Below are 17,054 nucleotides of genomic sequence, written 5' to 3'. Positions count from 1 at the left end.
CCGGTGCGCCGCCGCGCCCGGCGCCGGCCGCACGCCATGATGGCCGCGACGGGCGCGGGAGCCTCCGGAAGGACGGGCCGATGTGGGCAGCGGGTGAGGCGTACGAGCCGTACGTCGGCAGGTGGAGCCGCCTGGTGGCCGCCCGGTTCGTCCGTTGGCTGGACGCGTCGCCGGGCGGCAGTTGGCGTGACGTCGGCTGCGGTACGGGCGCCGTCACCCGGGCCGTGCTGGACGCGGCCGGACCGGCGGCCGTCGTCGGCCTCGACCCCTCGGAGGGCTACCTGGCGTACGCCCGGGAGCACGTCCGCGATCCGCGGGCCCGCTTCGTCCGGGCCGACGCCGTCAACCTCCCGTTCGCCGACGCCACCGCCTCGGCGGCCGTCAGCGGACTCGTCCTCAACTTCGTTCCGGACCCGCCGCGGGCGGCCGCCGAGATGGCGCGCGTCGTCCGCCCCGGCGGGCTGGTCGGGGTCTACCTCTGGGACTTCGGCGAGGGCGGGATGGAGGCCATCCGGGCCTTCTGGGACGCCGCGACCGCCCTGGACCCGGCCGCCCACGCGCTGGACGAGGCCGTCCGCTTCCCCCTCTGCACCCGGACGGCCCTGGGCTCACTATTGGCCGGCGCGGGGCTGACGGAGGTGGAGACCGAGGAGATCCGCGTACCCACCCCGTTCCCGGACTTCGACGACTACTGGACCCCCTTCCTGGGCGGACAAGGTCCCGCCCCCTCCTACCTCGCCGCTCTCCCCGAGGACCACCGCGCCGCCCTGCGGGAGCGGCTGCGAGCCGGGCTGCCCCGGGCCGCGGACGGCTCGATCCCGCTCCACGCCCGGGCCTGGGCCGCCCGGGGCCGCCGCCCCGGCTGAACCACCGCGGACCCCCGCGCCCGGCACCGCCGGAGTCAGGCGCGGCCCAAGGGCGGCCGGCGCCCGGCCCAGGGCCGGGCCCGTTCGAGCTGTGCGGCCAGCCGCAGCAGGACGGCCTCGCCGCCGACGCGCCCCAGGAAGTGGACCCCGATCGGCAGCCCCTCGTCCGACCAGAACAGCGGGACCGACATGGCCGGGGCGCCGGTGATGTTGGCGACGACGGCCGGGAAGGCGACGAAGGGCCCGCTGCTGCGCAGGGAGCGCAGCGGGTCGTCCTCGGTGGAGGTCATCAGGCCGAGCGGCAGCGGCGGTTGGGCCAGCGTCGGCGTCAGCCAGCAGTCGAACCGGCCGAGGAATGCCGCCACGGTACGGGCGAAGGCCTGGAGCGTGGTCACGGCCAGCAGGTAGTCGCCGCCGGTCACGGTGCGGCCGTGCTCCCAGAACGCGCGGGTCAGCGGCTCCAGTTCCCCGGGCCCGGGCTCCCGGCCGAGCTCGCGGATCCAGTACCCGACGATCCACGAGACACCGGCCCCGTACACCGTGCCGATCGCGGCGCCGACCTCCGGGGTGAGGCCGGGCAGACCCGCCTCGACGAGCTCGTGCCCGAGGCCGGACAGCAGCCGGGCGGCGTCGTCGAGGGCCGCCAGGCAGTCGGGGTGCACCCCCTGCCCGTCCGCCGGGCGCCCGCTGAACGCGATCCGCAGCCGGCCCGGGTCACGGCCCGGCTCGGCGGCGAACGGGCCGGCCGCGGCGGGCGCCGGATAGGGGTCCCCCGCGTCCGGTCCGGCCACCGCGTCCAGGAGCGCGGCGGAGTCCCGCACCGAGCGGGTCAGGGCGTGCTCGCAGGCCCAGCCGCCGAAGGCGTCCCCGTACGCCGGGCCCAGGGGGACCCGCGCCCGGCCCGGCTTGAACCCGAACAGTCCGCAGCAGGAGGCCGGGAACCGGAGCGACCCGCCCACGTCGTTGCCGTGCGCCGCGGGCACCATCCCGGCGGCGACGGCGGCCGCCGACCCGCCGCTGGAGCCGCCCGTGGTCCGGGACGGGTCCCAGGGGTTGCGGGTCGGCCCGTACACGACGGCCTCGCAGGTCGGGCTCATCCCGAACTCGGACGTCGCCGTCTTGCCGAGGACGACCAGACCCGCCGCGCGCAGGCGCCGCACGAGCTCCTGGTCCGTGCGGGACACATGGTCGCGCAGGAACACCGAGCCCTCCCGGAAGGGCACCCCCGCGTCCTCGGCGACGAGGTCCTTCAGCAGGAACGGCACCCCGGTGAACGGACCCTGCGGCAGCCCCGCCGCCACCTGGTCCGCGGCGCGCTCGAACACCGTCGCCACGACGGCGTTCAGCAGCGGGTCCCGCTCCTCGATCCGGGCGACGGCCGCCGCGAGGAGGTCCTCCGCCGTGGCCTCACCGGTACGGACGAGAGCCGCCTGGGCGGTGGCGTCCAGAGCGGTGATCGTGTCCACGTCGCCAGGTCCGAGGCTGCTCATCGCGGCCGCCGTTTCCCGTAGCCCTCTGCCCCGAGACCTGTGAACAGCCTGGCACGGCGGCCCGTGCCGCGCACCCCGCACCCGTGCGGAGCCGGGACGCCGCCGCCCCGGCCCCGTGCCGTCCGGTCAGCCGGCCCGCAGGCGCTCCAGGGCCTTGACGCCGAGTTCCAGGGCCTCGTCGGGGCCGGAAACGCACTGCTGGAGGTCGACGAAGGCGCTGTCCGCACCCGAGGCCCGTACCCCCTCCAGCACCGCGGCGATCTCCTCGGCGCCGGTGCCGGGCCGGACGTTGTGGCGGATGTGACGGGTCAGCGCCTCCGGATCCCGGCCCGCCTCCTCCGCGGCCCGGCGCGCCTCGTCCCACAGCCCCGCCTCCATGCCCGGCGGCAGCAGCACCCCGGCCCAGCCGTCGGCGCGGCGGCCGACCCGGCGCATCGCGGCGGGGGAGAGACCGCCGAGCAGCACCTGCGGCCCGCCCGGCCGGGCCGGGCGCAGGCCGACGTACGACTCGGGGATCGACCAGTGCGGGCCCTCGTGGCCGAACACCTCCTCGGTCCAGTAGCCGCGCAGGATGTCGAGGATCTCGTCCAGCCGGGCGCCGCGCCGGGTGAAGTCGGCGTTCACGGCGGTGTACTCGTCGCGCAGCCAGCCGAGGCCCAGCCCCGCGACCAGCCGACCGGCGCTGATCGCGTCGAGGGTGGTGAGGCTGCGGGCGAGCAGCAGCGGCGGGTACCAGGGGGCGTTCAGGGTGCTGGTGGCCAGCCGGACCCGGCTGGTCGCCCCCGCGGCGGCGGTCAGCACGGTCAACGGGTCGAGGAAGGTGCGGAATCCGGGCGGGTAGGGGTCCTCGGCGGTGTGGCCGGGGTAGATGTCGCTCGGCGAGACCGGTGCGAGGGAGCGGTCGCCGACCCACAGCCAGCCGAAGCCGGCCTCCTCGGCCTGGCGGGCGAACGGCGCGATCCGCTCGGGGCGGGCGTGGCCGCCGTACTGGGGCAGGGCTATTCCGATGTCCATCGGCCCAGTCTGGGCCGCGGGGCCCGCCGCGCCGAACCTTTCCGGCCGCCGGGCGCGGCGCCGGCCCGATCCGCAAGGGACGCCTTCTAGCCGCGCGGCCCGTACATGATCACGCCCACCCCGGCGAGGCAGACGAGCGCCCCGACGACGTCGGCCCGGTCGGGACGGTAGCCGTCGAGGACCATGGCCCAGGCCAGCGACCCGGCCACGAACACCCCGCCGTACGCGGCCAGGATCCGGCCGAAGTTCGCGTCCTCCTGCAGGGTCGCGACGAACCCGTAGACGCCGAGGGCGATCACCCCGGCCCCGATCCACGCCCACCCCCGGTGCTCCCGCACCCCCTGCCAGACCAGCCAGGCGCCGCCGATCTCGAACAGGGCGGCAACGGCGAACAGGGCGACCGATCGGGCAACGAGCACGTCGACTACTTTCAGAAGGGCGATGACATCCGAAACTAACAGCGGTCGCCGGACGTTCGCACGCGGCGTCCGGGCAGGTGGGGGAAGTGTGGAAGGCAGCTCGTCGTGGACGGGGCGGGTGGCCGCGGCCGTACTGCTCGTCGGGGCCTGCGCGTTCACCGTCGTGGCGGTGCTGTACGCCGTGCTGTGCGGGAAGCTGATCGCCGTCGACATGACGGAGGTCGCCTGCAGCGCGGGCGGCTGTCCGCGCGGGCTGGGGTGGCTGCTGCTGTGGGCGTCCGCCGCCGCAGCCGGTGCGGCCCTGCTGTGGCGGGCGGTGCTGCGGGGCCGCGCGCACCGGTCGGCGGCGCTGTGGGCGGCGGCCGTCTTCCTTTCCCCGGCCGCGCTGGTGCCGGCCTGGCAGGGGTTCGAGTGGCTGCGCGGCCCGCACCTCACCCTGTTCGGCTACCAGGCCCCGGAAGGGGCGGCCGCGGGCAGTCCGCTGGGGGCCTGGGAGGAGCGCTCGTCCGGTTCCGTGTTCCGGGTCCGCACGGACGGGGTGACCGAGTACGACGGCGAGGGCCGCCACGGCTGGCGGCTCGGCCCGTCCCCGGACGGGGCGGAGATCTGCGGGATGAGTGCGGAAGCCCCCGCCCGCACCGGCCTGCTGCTCTACGCGTGGGACGGCGCCTGCGGCGCCCGCGTCAGGGCGGTGGACCTGGAAAGCGGCCGGGAGCTGTGGACCAAGGCCCTCGCGGACCCGTCGGGCACGGTGTCCGCGGGCGGCTCCCTCGCCGTCACCACGACGGCCGGTGCCGTCGTGGCCCACGACCTGAGCACGGGCGCCGAACGCTGGCGCTCCCCGCTGCCGGAGGGAGCCACCGCCACGGACCTCGCGGCCGGCCCCGACCGGGTCCTGGCCCTCACCCGCTCGGCGTCCGGCGCCGAACTCCTCACCCTGGACCCCGGCACCGGGGCCCGGGCCCGGCAGACCCCGCTCCCGGCCGGGAGCGAACCGGCGCGCATCGTCTCGGCCGCCCCGACGGCGGCCGTCATCGCGGGCGACCAGCTGCTGGTCTTCGACGCGCGGGGCGTACCGCACACGGAGGGGTCGCCGTACGTCCCGTCGGCGGAGGGACGGCGGACCCGCCTCGGCGACGTCCTCGTCGTGGCGGTCCCGGACCGGGAGGACCGGGAGGTCCTGGCCGGGTTCTCGCTGACGGACGGACGTCTCCTGTGGCGCCGTACCCTCGGCGACGACTGGTCGGTCCGGACGCTGGGCGCCGCAGGCGAGGGCCGCGTCGCCGTGGTCTCCCGGGGCGCCTACAGCCACTTGTGGGACCTGGACGCCCGCACCGGTACGAGTGCGGGAGAGCCGGCGGTACTGCGCGTGCGCGACCTGCCGATGGGGGAGCGGACCGTCCTGTACGGCCGGACGTTCGTCAACCTGGATCCCGGCGGCACCCGTCCGCCGGTCTTCGACCTGGGCCCGGTCCTCGGCTGGTGACGCGCCCGGTCGCCTATCCTGCCTGCTCATGACAGTGCTGCACGGTGTGTCCGTCGACCTCGTCCCCACCCTCACCGGGGACGTCCCCGCCCTGGCCGCCATCCGCGCCACCCCCGAGGTCCGCGCCCGGTGGCGGGGCGAGGACGACCTCGAAGAGGAGATCGCCGGTGACCTGGAGGACCCCGGCACCGTCTGCCTCACCATCCGGCAGGGGCAGCGGATCGTCGGCATGATCCAGTGGTACTCCGAGGACGAGCCGGACTACCGCCACGCCGGCATCGACCTCTTCCTCGACCCCGCCGTGCACGGCAGGGGCCTGGGCACCGACGCGGTACGCACCCTCGCCCGCCACCTCGTGGACGACCGCGGCTACCACCGGCTCGTCATCGACCCGGCGGCCGACAACGCCGCGGCGATCCGCTGCTACGAGAAGGCCGGCTTCCGGCCGGTCGGCGTGATGCGCCAGTACGAGCGCGGCGCCGACGGCACCTGGCACGACGGTCTCCTGATGGACCTCCTGGCAGCCGAACTGACGCGCTGACGGACGCGCTGACCGACGCGGTGCGGACGCGGTGTCGCATGTGGTGGTCGGCACCCGTCCGGCGTCCGCGCCGGCTCCGGAACCGGTCGCGGGCGCCGGACGGGTTGCCGCCTGGGCCCACGGAAGATCCTGCCGCCCGTCCGCAAGCCCAGTCAATCCTTGGGTTTCCTAAGCCAAACCCAAGCGCTAGCTTGGGTCTCGTGACTTTGGACGATCTTCGGGTGTTCGTGGCCGTCTGCCGGGCCGGGAGCCTGAGCGGGGTGGCCCGGGAACTGGGCTGCACACAGTCCGCGGTGAGCCAGCACGTGAAACGGCTGGAGCGGGAGACCGGGGTGGCCCTGCTGGAGCGCCGGCCGCGCGGCGTGGTGCCCACCCCGGCCGGCGGCATCCTCCACGAGGCGGCCACCGACGGCATCGGCGCCCTGGACCGGGCGCTGCGCCGGATCGGCGAACTGGCCGACGGCGAGGGCGGCTCCGTGCGCGTCGGCACCGGCGGGGCGACCGTCCGCCACTTCATGGCCGAGGCCATCGTCGGCTTCCGCCGCCGCCACGCCGCCGTGAGCCTGGAGTTCCGCACGGAGACCTCCAGCCGGCGCTGCTTCGACGCCCTCCTGGCCGGCACCCTCGACCTCGCCTGGGTCACCATCGGCCCGCCCGTCCCCGGGATCGAGCAGCGTCCCGTCGTCGACCTGCCCTGGGTCCTCGCCGTACGCGCCGAGGACCCGCTCGCGGCCCGCCCGGCCATCGGCGCCGCCGACCTCGCCGACCTGCGCCTGGTGCGCCTCCCGCCGAACTCCCTCTCCGGCGCCCGCCTGGACGCGGCCCTCACCGGACTCGGCGTCCGCGTCGGCTCCGACACCAGCGTGGCCGACTGGGACACCGCCCTGCTGCTCGCCGAACTCGGCCTCGGCCACACCGTCGTACCGGCCGTCCCCGGACTGCGGGCACCGGCCGGCGGGCCGCTGCGGCTGGTCCCCGTGACCGACCTGCCCCCGCTCCCGGTCGGCTGGGCGGTCCGCCGCTGGGACGCCCTCACCCCGCTCGCCCGCGCCTTCGCCGACACGGTCGCCGAAGCCTGCGCCGACCCGGGTGCCGACAGCCGGACTTGACCCTCACCCCACGTCAGGCTCCAGGCTGGGCGCCGACGAAAGGGCAGGTGGATGAGTTATTCGGTGGGACAGGTCGCGGCCTTCGCCGGGGTGACGGTGCGGACGCTGCACCACTACGACAAGGCCGGGCTGCTCTCCCCGGGCAGCCGCAGCCGGGCCGGCTACCGGCTCTACGACGACGCCGACCTGGCGCGCCTGCAGCAGATCCTCTTCTACCGCGAGCTCGGCTTCACCCTCGAGGACACGGCCGCGATCCTCCGGGACCCGCAGGCGGACGTCCTGGAGCACCTCCAGGCCCGGCAGCGGCAGCTCGGCGAGGAGATCGCCCGGCTGCGGCGGCTCGCCGAGGTGGCCGCGCGGGCCATCGAGGTCCAGCAGACCGGGGTCAGGCTGACCCCCGAGGAACGCTTCGAGGTGTTCGGGGAAATCGCCTTCGACCTCAGCTACGCCACGGAGGCGGAGCTGAAGTGGACCGGGTCGGAGGGCCGCCGCGAGGCGATGGCCCGCGCCGCCGCCCACACCAAGGAGGACTGGCGGCTGCTGATGCGCGAGGCCACCGCCTGGCGCGCCGAGCTGCTCACCGCCTTCGGCGAGGCGCAGCCGTACGACGGTGAACGGGCCATGGACCTCGCCGAGGAGCACCGCCTGCACGTCTCGCGGTGGTTCACCTCCTGCCCGCCCGCCATGCACCGGCGCATCGCGGACGACTTCCTCGCCGACCCGCGCGCCTTCGCCCTCGTCGTACCGCCCTCGCAGCAGCGCCCGGGCCTCGCCGCCTACCTCTGCAAGGCCGTCCACGCCAACGCGGCCCGCCGCGCGGACCGCCCGGGCGACGGCCGTACCGACACGGAGGAGAACCGATGAAGATACTCATCGCCGCCGCCGGATCGCGCGGCGACGTCGACCCCTACACCGGCCTGGGCGCCGCCCTGCGCGCCGCCGGACACGAGGTCGCCCTGGCCGCCACCGCCCCCTTCGCCCCCCTCGTGCACGCCGCGGGCCTGGAGTTCCGGTCCCTGCCCGCCGGCACCCGGCCGCACGGGGACGTCACCGACCGGCGCGAGCTGATGCGCACCGCCTCCGCGTTCCTCGCCGAACTGGGCCGGGGCTTCGCCGACGCGGTGGACGCGGGGACCGACCTGCTCCTGCTCTCCACCACCACGGCCCCGCTCGGCTGGCACCTGGCCGAGGCCACCGGTACGCCCAGCCTCGGCGTCTACCTCCAGCCCACCGCCCCCACCGGCGCGTTCCCGCCCGTGGTCACCGGCGCCCGCTCGCTGGGCCGGTTCGGCAACCGCGCCGCCGGGCGGTTCGCCCTGCGCATGGCCGACCGGATCGGCGAGCAGGGAGCCGCCCTGCTGCGCGACCGCCTGGACCTGCCGCCGCTCGCCGCCTCCGCCATGCGCCGGCGGCGGGAACGGGAGCGGTGGCCGGTGCTGCACGGCTGCAGCACGGCCCTGGTGCCGGCCCCCGCCGACTGGCGGCCGGGCCTGGAGGTCGTGGGCAACTGGTGGCCCCACCTCGACCCGGCCGAGCGGCTGCCCGCGGACCTCGAGGACTTCCTCGGCGCCGGCCCGCCGCCCGTCCTCGTCGGCTTCGGCAGCATGGCCTCCGGCGAGGGGGAGCGGCTCGGCGAGCTCGCCGTACGGGCCCTGCGCCGCGCCGGACTGCGCGGCGTCCTGCAGAGCGGGAGCGCCGGACTCGCCGCCGCCGACGGTGGCGCGGACGTCCTCACCGTCGGGGACGTCCCGCACGCCCTCCTCTTCCCCCGGCTGGCCGCGGTCGTCCACCACGCCGGGGCCGGCACCTCGGCGGCCGCGCTGCGGGCCGGGGTCCCGGCGGTACCGGTCCCCGTGACGGCGGACCAGCCGTTCTGGGCGCGCCGCCTCGCCGCGCTCGGCGCCGCGACCGCGCCCGTCCCCTTCGGCTCCCTCACCGAGGGGGCGCTCGCCGCGGCGCTGGAGCGGGTGGTGGGGGAGGGGGCGCACGCCCGGGCCGCGCGGGCGGCGGCGCGGCACATGGCCGCCGAGGACGGCGCGGCCCGGGTCCTCGAAGCCGTCGAACGGGCCGCCCGCGCGCGGTGAGCGCCGCCGGGCGCCGCGAGCGGCGGATCGGAGCCGCGAAAACGTGTCGCCACGTCCGACACCGGCCACCTCGTGGAACCGTTTTCCCATGACTGAAGGATCGGTACCCCACATGTCCCCGGCGCGCATCACCGTCCTCGCCGTCCAGCCGGGCGACCCGCCCTTCCGGATCGTCCAGGTGGACGACGAGGTCGTGGGCCGGGCGACGTCGATGACGGACGTGCTGCTGATCGCCGCCGAGGTGGGGATCACCATCCACGACCTCGACGACCTGGACGAGGTCCGGTGGGTGGGCGGCGGCAAGTTCCACTGGACGCTGCGCTGACGGAGCGGCCGCCCCCGGCCGACGCCGATTGACATTCTTGCACTGCCAGTGCAGTTTTAAAGCTGCACTGGCAGTGCAAAGTGATGCTCGATCGACCCCGGAGCGGCGGACGCCCGCCCCGGGCGGAAGGGGAGTGCGGATGTTCCTCGCCCTGGGGCGCTGGTGCGCCCTCCGGCCGAAACGGGTGGCCGCGGCGTGGCTCCTGCTGCTCCTGGCCCTCGGCGCCGCCGTCCTCGGCTACGGCCGGGTCACCAGCGAGGCCGTGCGGATCCCCGGCAGCGACAGCCAGGCCGCGCTCGACACCGCCGCCAGGGCCTTCCCCGGGCCGGCCTCCGGCAGCCAGCCGCTCGTCCTGCACACCCCGTCCCAGGGGCCGGTCCTGACCGGGGAGGCGGCACGGGCCGCCGTGGAGCAGAGCGCCCGCGCCATCGCCCGGGTGCCGCACGTGGTCTCCGTGACCACCCCCTACGACCGGCCGGGAGGTCCGGTGGCGGTGGCCCGGGACGGCCACACCGCCTACCTCTCCCTCGGCCTCGACGTCACCGGCCGGGACATCACCCCCGCCCTGACGGACCGGATCACCGACGCCGCCGCCCCGGCCCGGGCCGCGGGCATCGAGGTCACCCCGGGCGGTGACCTGGCCGCCGCCGTGGACCGGCCCGACACCGGCCACAGCGAGCTCATCGGCCTGGCCGCCGCCGCGGTGGTGCTCCTCCTCGGCTTCCGCAAGGCGGCCGCCGCCGGGCTCCCCCTCGTCGTCGGCATCGCGGGCCTGGCCGTGTCGCTGGCGGCGATCGGGCTGGCCGGACACCTGATGGACATGCCCTCGTCCGGCACCACCATCGCCGCCATGATCGGCCTGGGCGTGGGCATCGACTACACCCTGTTCAGCCTCACCCGCTTCCGCGAGCTGCGCGGCCGGGACGTCGCCGCCGCCGAGGCGGCCGCCCTCGCCACGGCCACCGCCGGCAAGGCCGCCGCCTTCGCCGGCTGCGCGGTGATCGCCGCCCTGGCCGGGCTCGCCCTCGGCGGGCTGCCGCTGCTGCACGCCCTCGCACTGGCACCGGCGGTGGCGGTCCTGGTCGCCGTCACGGCCACCCTCACCCTCCTGCCCGCCCTGCTGACCCTCCTGTCCCGCTTCCTCGGCGCGACCCCGCCGGCCGGCGGCCGGGCTGCCGCCGGGCGGCGGGCGGGGCGTGGGAGCGGAGGTGGGTGGGAGGGGCTGGTCGAGCGGGTCACCGCGCGGCCCTGGCGGTATCTGCTCGCCGGGCTCGCCCTGCTGCTCCTGCTCGCCGCCCCGGCCACCGGACTCGCCTTCGGCCAGCTCGACGCCGGGGACAAGCCGGCCGGTTCCGCCAGCCGCACCGCCTACGAGCGGCTCGCGGCCGCCTTCGGGCCGGGCGTCAACGGCCCGCTCCAGGTGACGGACACCCTCCCCACCGCCCCCGCCGGCCCCCAGGACCCCCGCGTCACCGAGGTCTCGGCGGCCCTCGCCCGCACCCCCGGCGTGGCGTCGGTGAGCCCGCCGCAGCTCGCCCCGGCCGCCCGCACCGTGCGCTGGCAGGTCACCCCCGCCACCGCCCCCGGCGACCCGGCCACCGCGCGACTGGTCGCCACCCTGCGCCGGGAGGTGCTGCCCGCAGCCACCGCCGCAGGCACGGGCACCGCGCACGTGGGCGGGGCCCCGGCGGCGGTCGCCGACCTCGACGACCGCCTCGCGGACCGGCTGCCCGCCGTCATCGGCGTGGTCGTGGCCGTGGCCGCCCTGCTGCTCCTGGCGGCCTTCCGCGCACCCCTGCTCGCCCTCAAGGCCGCCGTCCTCAACCTCCTCTCGGTGGCCGCCGCGTACGGCGTGCTCACCGCCGTGTTCCCGTGGGGCCGGGGCGCGCGGGCCCTGGGGCTCGACGGGCCCGTACCGGTGCCCGGGTACGTGCCGCTGCTGATGTTCGCCGTGCTGTTCGGCCTCTCCATGGACTACGAGGTCTTCCTGCTCACCGCCGTCCGCGAGCGCCACCTTGACGGCGTCGGCGCCCGGCGCGCCGTGGTCCTCGGGCTCGCCTCGACCGGCCGGATCATCACCTCCGCCGCGCTGATCATGGTGAGCGTGTTCCTCGCGTACCTGCTCTCCGACGACCCCGTGGTGAAGATGTTCGGGACGGGGCTGGCCGCCGCCGTGGCCCTGGACGTCACCGTGGTCCGCGGACTGCTCGTCCCCACCACGATGACCCTGCTCGGAGAACGCGGCTGGTGGCTCCCGCGCCGGCTCGACCGGATCCTGCCCGAACTGGACATCGAGGGCACCGCCCACACCCGCCCCGCGCCCGCCGGTGCACGGCCCGCCGCCGCGGGAGCCCTCCCGGCCGAGCCCACCGTGCCCGTCACCGCCCCTCCCAGCCGATGAGGCCCCCGTTGAGGTTCCGCACGCCCTCCCTCCGAGCCCCCGGTCGGCGCCCCCGTACGCTGCTCGCCGCGGCCGCCGCGCTGCTGCTGCTCTCCCTGCCCGTCGCGGACGCCACCGCCCGCGGTCTGACGGAGAGCCGGCTCGCGGACCGGATCGCCCGGCGGCAACCGGGCCTGACGGCACGGCCCGAGGTCTCCGTCGAGGGCCTGCCCTTCCTCCTCCGGGCCGCCCGGGACCGCTACCCCGAGGTGCGGGTGCGCGCGGACGCGACGACCGGTGCGGGCCGCCCGGTCACGGCGGACGTCACCCTCGACGACGTCACCGCCGCGGGCGGGGGCTACCGGGCCTCCTCGGCCTCGGCCCGGTTCACCGCCCCGTACGCCTCCCTCGGCGACGGGACCGGGAGCACCACGCTCTCCGACGCGGGCGGCGGCCGGCTGCTGATCCGGCGCGACGTGCTGGGCGCCCCGCTCGCCCTGACGGCGGACGTCCGGCTCGTCGGCGGCGTCCTGTCCCTGCGCGCGGCCTCCGCCTCACTGGCCGGCCGGCGCCTGGACCCGGACAGCCCGCTGATCACCCGGGCGCTCGCCGCCCAGACCCGCACCCTGCCCGCACTGCCGCTCGGCCTGCGGCCCACCGGCGTCTCGGCCGGCGCGGCCGGGGTGACCGTGACCGCCCGGGCCGAGGACGTCGACTTGGGCTGATCCGGCGGGGCTGATCCGGCGGGGCTGATCCGGCGTACCCGGCCGGGGCCGTCAGGCCTGCGGGTGGTCGGCCGAGGCCAGCAGGTTCAGCACGGTGGCCTCCATCGCCGCGCGCGCCTGCGCCGGGCTCTTGCCGCCGGAGCGCCAGTGGTGCCAGGCCCCCCACGTGGTCACCGCGTCCAGACCGTCCAGCAACGCGGCCGCCCGCTCGGCGTCGAGCCGCCCCAGCTCGTCGGCGAAGACCTCGGCGACCCGGCGGCGGGCGTCCGCGAACGCCTCGTCGGTGACCTGCCGGATGCGCGGCGAGGGGTGCTCGATCCGCATCAGCGTGAGGCGGGCCGGGGTGATCCACTCCAGGATGCGGGCCCGCTGTTCGGCCAGGGCCGCCACCCGGACGCCCCGCGGCCCCGTCAGCGGGAGCGGGCGGATCTGTTCGGCCAGCTGCTCCAGGCGGCGGGTGATGGCCAGGTCCACCAGCTCGGACATGTCGGCGAAGTGATGGAACACCAGCCGCCGGGAGACCCCGGCCCGTTCTGCGACGCGGTCCGCCGGGAACTCCACGACCCCCTCGTCGAGGAGCGCGAGCACGGCGTCCGCGATCTTCTCCCGGGTCCGCCGTCCCCGCTCCGTCCGGCCGTCGGCCACCGCTCGCCCGCCCTCCGCTGTACGTCCATCCGCCTCGACAGCAGCATTTTCGCACCCGGCGGGGCTCACCAGGTCACGTACAGGGCCTCCGGGGAGCGGTGGATGAGGGTGGGGCGCATCCGCGGCGCGGGCCGCTGCGCGTCGAGCCGCAGGCCCGGGAGGAGCTCGGTGAACAGCTCCAGGGTGAGCCGGAGCTGGCCGCGGGCCAGGTGCGAACCCGGGCAGGCGTGCGGGCCGTGCCCGAAGGCGAGGTGCTGCCGGTCCGCGGCCCGGCCGACGTCGAAGGCGTCGGCGTCCTCGTACCGCCGCCCGTCCCGGTTGGCCGACGCGTACGCGACGAGCAGGGCGGCGCCGGCGGGCAGGGGCGTCCCGGCCAGCTCCAGCGGCCGGGTCGTGACCCGGCGGAAGGCCTGCACCGCCGAATCGAAGCGCAGCCCCTCCTCCACCGCCGCCGGGACCAGCCCCGGATCGGCGCACAGCAGCTCCCACTGGCGCCGGTCGGCGAGCAGGTGCAGCAGGGTGGTGGCGATCAGCGCACTGGTCGTCAGGAACCCGGCGATCAGCAGGTTCTGCAGATGGGCCACCAGTTCGTGGCGCTGCTCCTCACCCAGCGCGGCGCCCGGCGGGGCGGCGGCCGCCGCCAGGTCCGAGCAGAGGTCCTGGCGGGGACGTGCCCTGCGTTCGCGGACGTACCCGTCGAGCAGGTGCTGCAGGGCGACGACGTCCTCGGCGGCGGCCAGCTGCTCCTGCGGTGCCAGCGGGTGGAACAGCAGCTCCTCGGCCCGGTACCCGCCGTGCACGGCGGCCGGCACGTCCGCCCGGTCCAGTCCGATCAGCCGCCCCACCACCAGCCCGGGCAGCTTCCGCGCGTACGCCTCCACCAATTCGGCGGACCTGGCCTCGGCCGCGGCGACCTCGGCCACGAGCTCCCGGGCGCACTCCCGCGCGTACGGCAGCAGCGCCGCCGACCGCGTGGTGGACAGGGCCCGGTTGAGCGGGGCGCGGTGGCGCCGGTGGACGGCCCCGTCGGAGGAGACCACGGTCTGCCGCGGCCCGAACCCGCGCGCCAGCACCCCGAGCGCCGCCTGCGGCAGCGCGACGTCGGGCAGCAGGGCGTTGGCGGAGGAGAAGTCGTCCGCCCGCCGCAGCACCTCCCGTACGTCCTCGTCCCGGGCCACCAGCCAGGCGTCCATCTCGGGCACGAAGGTCAGCCCTGCGGTCCTCCGTGCCCGCTCGTACAGCGGATACGGGTCCCGGTACAGCGCGTCCCGCCGCTCCTGCTGCGCCCCCACACGTCCTCCACCCCGCGCCCGTCCGCGGCCCGCCCGCCGCCGCGCCATCCTGCCCGACGGCCCGCCCCGCGAGGAAGACCGCGTCGCCGGAGGCACGTACCCCGCGCGGGCCCGGAACACGCCCGGGCCCCCGGCGGCGTGGAGCCGCCGGGGGCAGGGGCCGGGGGGTCAGGACGTTGACGGCGCGCCTGGGAAGCGGCCGTCAATAGTAGTGCCGGCGTCCTCCCACGGCGTGCCCGACGGCGCCCAGGACCCACAGGACGAGGCCGATGACGACGAGGATGACGCCGATCGTCCAGAGGATCGAGATCCCGGTCAAGAAGCCGATGATCAGCAGAATCACACCCAGGATAATCATGAGTACCTCCTGGTCCCTCTCGGATGGGGACGTCCCGCGTCTACCACCCCCGCGCGGGTTCATGCATGCGCCGGGGCACCGGCCGCAATTCCCCCCGAGCATGGGGCGCCGCATTCCGGGTAGCCGCCAGGTGTTCGCTACCCCAAGCCGGGAGGCCGTCATGGGCAAGATGAAGGGCAAGGCCGAGCAGCTCAAGGGCAAGACGAAGGAAGAGATCGGCGACATGGCCGACGACCGGACGATGGAGATGAAGGGCAAAGCGGAGCAGGCCGCGGGCCGGGCGAAGGAGTCCCAGGCGGACGCGGCGGCCCGGATGCGGAAGATCCACGACGCGAACCGGTGACCACCGGCCCCGCACGGCGGGCACGGCGCACGAACGCGCCGTGCCCGCCGCGCGTACGTCACCGGGGGGCGGCCCCGGCGGGCTTCCACCCCCATGCCGTGAGCATGCCGGCCGACAGCGCGGCGCACTCCTCGGAGTCCAGGTAGCGCACCGCCGCGTCCACCGCGGCGTCGTCCACCAGGCCGGTGCCGGTCATCGCGGCCCGGCTGCGCTCCCAGGTGTCCGCCCAGAACCGGCTGAGGGGGCTGCCCGGCTCCAGCGGCGGCACGTGCATCTCGGCGGCGACCGGTACGAGCCCCGCCCGGCGCAGCAGCCGCGGGTACGAGGGCACCCAGGACACGTCCGTCCCGATGGTCTCCCGCAGCCCCTGCCACATCGCCCGCATCGCGGCCGTGTACGGCGTCCCGGGCTCCAGGCCGCTCGTCAGGTCGACCGCGTCACTGAGCACCAGCACCCCGCCGGGCTCGACCCGTTCGGCCAGGGCGGCGATCACGCGCTCGCGCTCTGGCAGGTGCATCAGCACGAAGCGCGCGTGGACCAGCCGGAACCGGCGGCCGGCGGCGAAGTCCGGGCCGGTGACGTCGGCCCGCAGCACCTCCAGCCCGGGCCGCTCCCGCAGGAACCGGACGTCCCGGTCGACCGCCAGTACCGACGCCACCCCGGCCTCGTCCAGCAGCCGCCCCGAAACCGTCCCCGTGCCCGCGCCCACGTCGAGGCAGCTCCACCCGGGTCCTGCCCCGAGGGCCCGCAGCCGGGCCATGGTGATGTCGTCGTACGCGAGGGCGCCGAAGTCGATGCGCTCGCCCTCACCGGCCTGCTCCGGCCGGAACACGGCCTCCCCGTAGCGCCCGCCGGGCTCCCCGGCGCTCACCGCACCGCCCGGCCGCCGCCGGAGCACGGAGGACCGTCGTACTGCGCCATGTCAGGACCTCTTCACACGCGGGGGCGGATCCGGACGACCGCCCGGGGCCACCGCCCCCGATCCTGGACCGCCGCACCGCGCAAACCCCGCTGCCGAACCCCGACACGCCGCACAGGACGGCGCGCTGCTGCTCGGACCGCCCCCCGGGGGTTGAAGTTGCCGCTGCGGCAGCTTCTACGGTGGCGAACGGGCCGGAAGGACCGGCCCGGTGACGTTCGTGAGGGAAACATGACGGACTGGCCCATCGCGGAGGTCGCGCGGATGTCCGGCGTGACCGCCAGGACGCTGCGGCACTACGACGAGACGGGTCTGCTCCCGCCGGCCCGCATCGGCGCCAATGGCCACCGCCACTACGGCGAGCACCAGTTGCTCAGGCTCCAGCAGATCCTCGTGCTGCGGGCGCTGGGCGTCGGCCTGCACGAGATCGGGCGGATCCTCTCCGAGCAGGTCGACGAGGTGGAGGCGCTCCGCGGCCACCTGCGCCGGCTGCTCGCCGAACGGGACCGGCTCGACGCGCTGGCCGGCACCGTCTCCCGCACGATCGCCGAACTGGAGCACTCCAGGAAGGACGGCGGATCCATGACCATCAACCGGCCGGAGAACCTCTTCGAGGGCGTCCAGCCCTCCGCATACGAGGAGACCCTGCGCGACTTCCCCGAACTGGCCGAGGCGGTCCGGCGCCGCACCGCCGGCGCCACCCCGGACGAGATCGAGGCCAAGCACCGCGAGCGGACCGCCCAGATGATCCGCATCGCCGAACTGATGGCCGCCGGCGCGCCGCCCGGCGCCGAGCCCCTCCAGGCCGAGATCCACGCGCAGTACGAGGCGCTGGTGGCGCTGCGCGCGGTCTCCGTCGACGAGTACCTGGCGCTCGCCCGGTCCTGCACGGACAACGAGGCCTGGCACGCCGCGTACGACGAGATCGCACCGGGCCTGGCGGCCTACCACCGGGCCGCGATGGAGGCCTACGCGGCGGCCCGCCTGGGCTGACCGGTGACCGTCGCCGCGTGGACGTGCGCGGCCGCCGCCCCCCCGGGGCGGCGGCCCCCGCGCAC

At 76.4% G+C, this 17,054-nt stretch carries 18 protein-coding genes; 11 read left to right on the top strand and 7 right to left on the bottom strand.

The annotated features are described in order from the left end of the window. Positions 1-80: 80 nt before the first annotated feature. Entirely contained in the window at positions 81-866 is a 786-nt protein-coding gene (locus ACFVXK_RS21615) for a class I SAM-dependent methyltransferase (RefSeq protein ID WP_389614030.1), read from the top strand. 35 nt (positions 867-901) lie between these two features. Here ACFVXK_RS21615 and ACFVXK_RS21610 read toward each other — a convergent pair whose 3' ends face one another. The 3 genes from ACFVXK_RS21610 to ACFVXK_RS21600 all read right to left on the bottom strand — a co-directional run bounded on the left by ACFVXK_RS21610 (position 902) and on the right by ACFVXK_RS21600 (position 3,789). Further along, positions 902-2,356 (bottom strand): amidase, encoded by a 1,455-nt coding sequence (locus ACFVXK_RS21610; RefSeq protein WP_389614029.1) that lies wholly within the window; start codon positions 2,354-2,356, stop codon positions 902-904. A 126-nt stretch (positions 2,357-2,482) separates the two neighbouring features. Beyond that, positions 2,483-3,370 carry a TIGR03619 family F420-dependent LLM class oxidoreductase gene (locus tag ACFVXK_RS21605; RefSeq protein ID WP_389614027.1) on the bottom strand — a complete coding sequence of 296 codons (888 nt, stop codon included), beginning with the start codon at positions 3,368-3,370 and terminating at the stop codon, positions 2,483-2,485. 86 nt (positions 3,371-3,456) lie between these two features. Continuing rightward, complete coding sequence (locus ACFVXK_RS21600; RefSeq protein ID WP_389614025.1) at positions 3,457-3,789, bottom strand: YnfA family protein; 333 nt, start codon at positions 3,787-3,789, stop codon at positions 3,457-3,459. A gap of 88 nt (positions 3,790-3,877) precedes the next feature. On the opposite strand from ACFVXK_RS21600, the gene ACFVXK_RS21595 reads away from it, so the two are divergent. From ACFVXK_RS21595 to ACFVXK_RS21560, 8 genes are all read left to right on the top strand, one after another. Continuing rightward, positions 3,878-5,275 (top strand): PQQ-binding-like beta-propeller repeat protein, encoded by a 1,398-nt coding sequence (locus tag ACFVXK_RS21595; protein ID WP_389614023.1) that lies wholly within the window; start codon positions 3,878-3,880, stop codon positions 5,273-5,275. Positions 5,276-5,303: 28 nt separating this feature from the next. Beyond that, complete coding sequence (locus ACFVXK_RS21590) at positions 5,304-5,816, top strand: GNAT family N-acetyltransferase (RefSeq protein WP_389614021.1); 513 nt, start codon at positions 5,304-5,306, stop codon at positions 5,814-5,816. 200 nt (positions 5,817-6,016) lie between these two features. Further along, positions 6,017-6,925 carry a LysR family transcriptional regulator gene (locus ACFVXK_RS21585; protein WP_389614019.1) on the top strand — a complete coding sequence of 303 codons (909 nt, stop codon included), beginning with the start codon at positions 6,017-6,019 and terminating at the stop codon, positions 6,923-6,925. Positions 6,926-6,976: 51 nt separating this feature from the next. After that, positions 6,977-7,789, top strand: coding sequence for a MerR family transcriptional regulator (locus ACFVXK_RS21580; RefSeq protein ID WP_389614017.1), 813 nt, complete (start codon positions 6,977-6,979; stop codon positions 7,787-7,789). Beyond that, on the top strand, positions 7,786-9,009 hold the full coding sequence (locus tag ACFVXK_RS21575; protein ID WP_389614015.1) for a glycosyltransferase: 1,224 nt from the start codon (positions 7,786-7,788) through the stop codon (positions 9,007-9,009). The genes ACFVXK_RS21580 and ACFVXK_RS21575 overlap by 4 nt, the downstream gene beginning before the upstream one ends. An 88-nt stretch (positions 9,010-9,097) precedes the next feature. Next, on the top strand, positions 9,098-9,334 hold the full coding sequence (locus ACFVXK_RS21570; RefSeq protein ID WP_389614013.1) for a hypothetical protein: 237 nt from the start codon (positions 9,098-9,100) through the stop codon (positions 9,332-9,334). Positions 9,335-9,473: 139 nt separating this feature from the next. Further along, positions 9,474-11,735 carry an MMPL family transporter gene (locus tag ACFVXK_RS21565; RefSeq protein ID WP_389614011.1) on the top strand — a complete coding sequence of 754 codons (2,262 nt, stop codon included), beginning with the start codon at positions 9,474-9,476 and terminating at the stop codon, positions 11,733-11,735. A gap of 8 nt (positions 11,736-11,743) precedes the next feature. Further along, on the top strand, positions 11,744-12,439 hold the full coding sequence (locus tag ACFVXK_RS21560; protein ID WP_389614009.1) for a DUF2993 domain-containing protein: 696 nt from the start codon (positions 11,744-11,746) through the stop codon (positions 12,437-12,439). 51 nt (positions 12,440-12,490) lie between these two features. Here ACFVXK_RS21560 and ACFVXK_RS21555 read toward each other — a convergent pair whose 3' ends face one another. The 3 genes from ACFVXK_RS21555 to ACFVXK_RS21545 form a co-directional block, all read right to left on the bottom strand. Continuing rightward, positions 12,491-13,084: a TetR/AcrR family transcriptional regulator gene (locus tag ACFVXK_RS21555; RefSeq protein WP_389614007.1), complete on the bottom strand. Its 594-nt coding sequence runs from the start codon at positions 13,082-13,084 to the stop codon at positions 12,491-12,493. A 65-nt stretch (positions 13,085-13,149) separates the two neighbouring features. Continuing rightward, on the bottom strand, positions 13,150-14,376 hold the full coding sequence (locus ACFVXK_RS21550; RefSeq protein WP_389614005.1) for a cytochrome P450: 1,227 nt from the start codon (positions 14,374-14,376) through the stop codon (positions 13,150-13,152). Positions 14,377-14,578: 202 nt separating this feature from the next. After that, a complete protein-coding gene (locus ACFVXK_RS21545; RefSeq protein WP_167747614.1) occupies positions 14,579-14,734 on the bottom strand; it encodes a DUF6131 family protein in 156 nt (51 codons plus the stop codon). Positions 14,735-14,894: 160 nt separating this feature from the next. On the opposite strand from ACFVXK_RS21545, the gene ACFVXK_RS21540 reads away from it, so the two are divergent. Continuing rightward, positions 14,895-15,077, top strand: a complete 183-nt coding sequence (locus tag ACFVXK_RS21540) for a CsbD family protein (RefSeq protein ID WP_389614002.1) — start codon at positions 14,895-14,897, stop codon at positions 15,075-15,077. A gap of 58 nt (positions 15,078-15,135) precedes the next feature. On the opposite strand, the gene ACFVXK_RS21535 is transcribed toward ACFVXK_RS21540, so the two are convergent. After that, positions 15,136-15,948 carry a class I SAM-dependent methyltransferase gene (locus tag ACFVXK_RS21535; protein WP_389614000.1) on the bottom strand — a complete coding sequence of 271 codons (813 nt, stop codon included), beginning with the start codon at positions 15,946-15,948 and terminating at the stop codon, positions 15,136-15,138. Between the two features lie 279 nt (positions 15,949-16,227). Between ACFVXK_RS21535 and ACFVXK_RS21530 the strand changes: the two genes are divergently transcribed. After that, positions 16,228-16,989 carry a MerR family transcriptional regulator gene (locus ACFVXK_RS21530; RefSeq protein WP_389613998.1) on the top strand — a complete coding sequence of 254 codons (762 nt, stop codon included), beginning with the start codon at positions 16,228-16,230 and terminating at the stop codon, positions 16,987-16,989. Positions 16,990-17,054: the final 65 nt, after the last annotated feature.

The sequence above is a fragment of the Streptomyces sp. NPDC058157 genome, from assembly GCF_042884105.1.
Lineage (GTDB): Bacteria > Actinomycetota > Actinomycetes > Streptomycetales > Streptomycetaceae > Streptomyces.
Note: the sequence above shows the minus strand (reverse complement) of the source record. Positions and strands in the feature narration are given on the sequence as shown.

Bases quoted from the DNA above. Each gene is read 5' to 3' on its own strand.
- ACFVXK_RS21610 (WP_389614029.1), bottom strand. From the start codon at position 2,356: ATGAGCAGCCTCGGACCTGGCGACGTGGACACGATCACCGCTCTGGAC.
- ACFVXK_RS21570 (WP_389614013.1), top strand. From the start codon at position 9,098: ATGACTGAAGGATCGGTACCCCACATGTCCCCGGCGCGCATCACCGTC.
- ACFVXK_RS21575 (WP_389614015.1), top strand. From the start codon at position 7,786: ATGAAGATACTCATCGCCGCCGCCGGATCGCGCGGCGACGTCGACCCC.
- ACFVXK_RS21615 (WP_389614030.1), top strand. From the start codon at position 81: ATGTGGGCAGCGGGTGAGGCGTACGAGCCGTACGTCGGCAGGTGGAGC.
- ACFVXK_RS21605 (WP_389614027.1), bottom strand. From the start codon at position 3,370: ATGGACATCGGAATAGCCCTGCCCCAGTACGGCGGCCACGCCCGCCCC.
- ACFVXK_RS21545 (WP_167747614.1), bottom strand. From the start codon at position 14,734: ATGATTATCCTGGGTGTGATTCTGCTGATCATCGGCTTCTTGACCGGG.
- ACFVXK_RS21565 (WP_389614011.1), top strand. From the start codon at position 9,474: ATGTTCCTCGCCCTGGGGCGCTGGTGCGCCCTCCGGCCGAAACGGGTG.
- ACFVXK_RS21530 (WP_389613998.1), top strand. From the start codon at position 16,228: ATGACGGACTGGCCCATCGCGGAGGTCGCGCGGATGTCCGGCGTGACC.
- ACFVXK_RS21580 (WP_389614017.1), top strand. From the start codon at position 6,977: ATGAGTTATTCGGTGGGACAGGTCGCGGCCTTCGCCGGGGTGACGGTG.
- ACFVXK_RS21590 (WP_389614021.1), top strand. From the start codon at position 5,304: ATGACAGTGCTGCACGGTGTGTCCGTCGACCTCGTCCCCACCCTCACC.
- ACFVXK_RS21540 (WP_389614002.1), top strand. From the start codon at position 14,895: ATGGGCAAGATGAAGGGCAAGGCCGAGCAGCTCAAGGGCAAGACGAAG.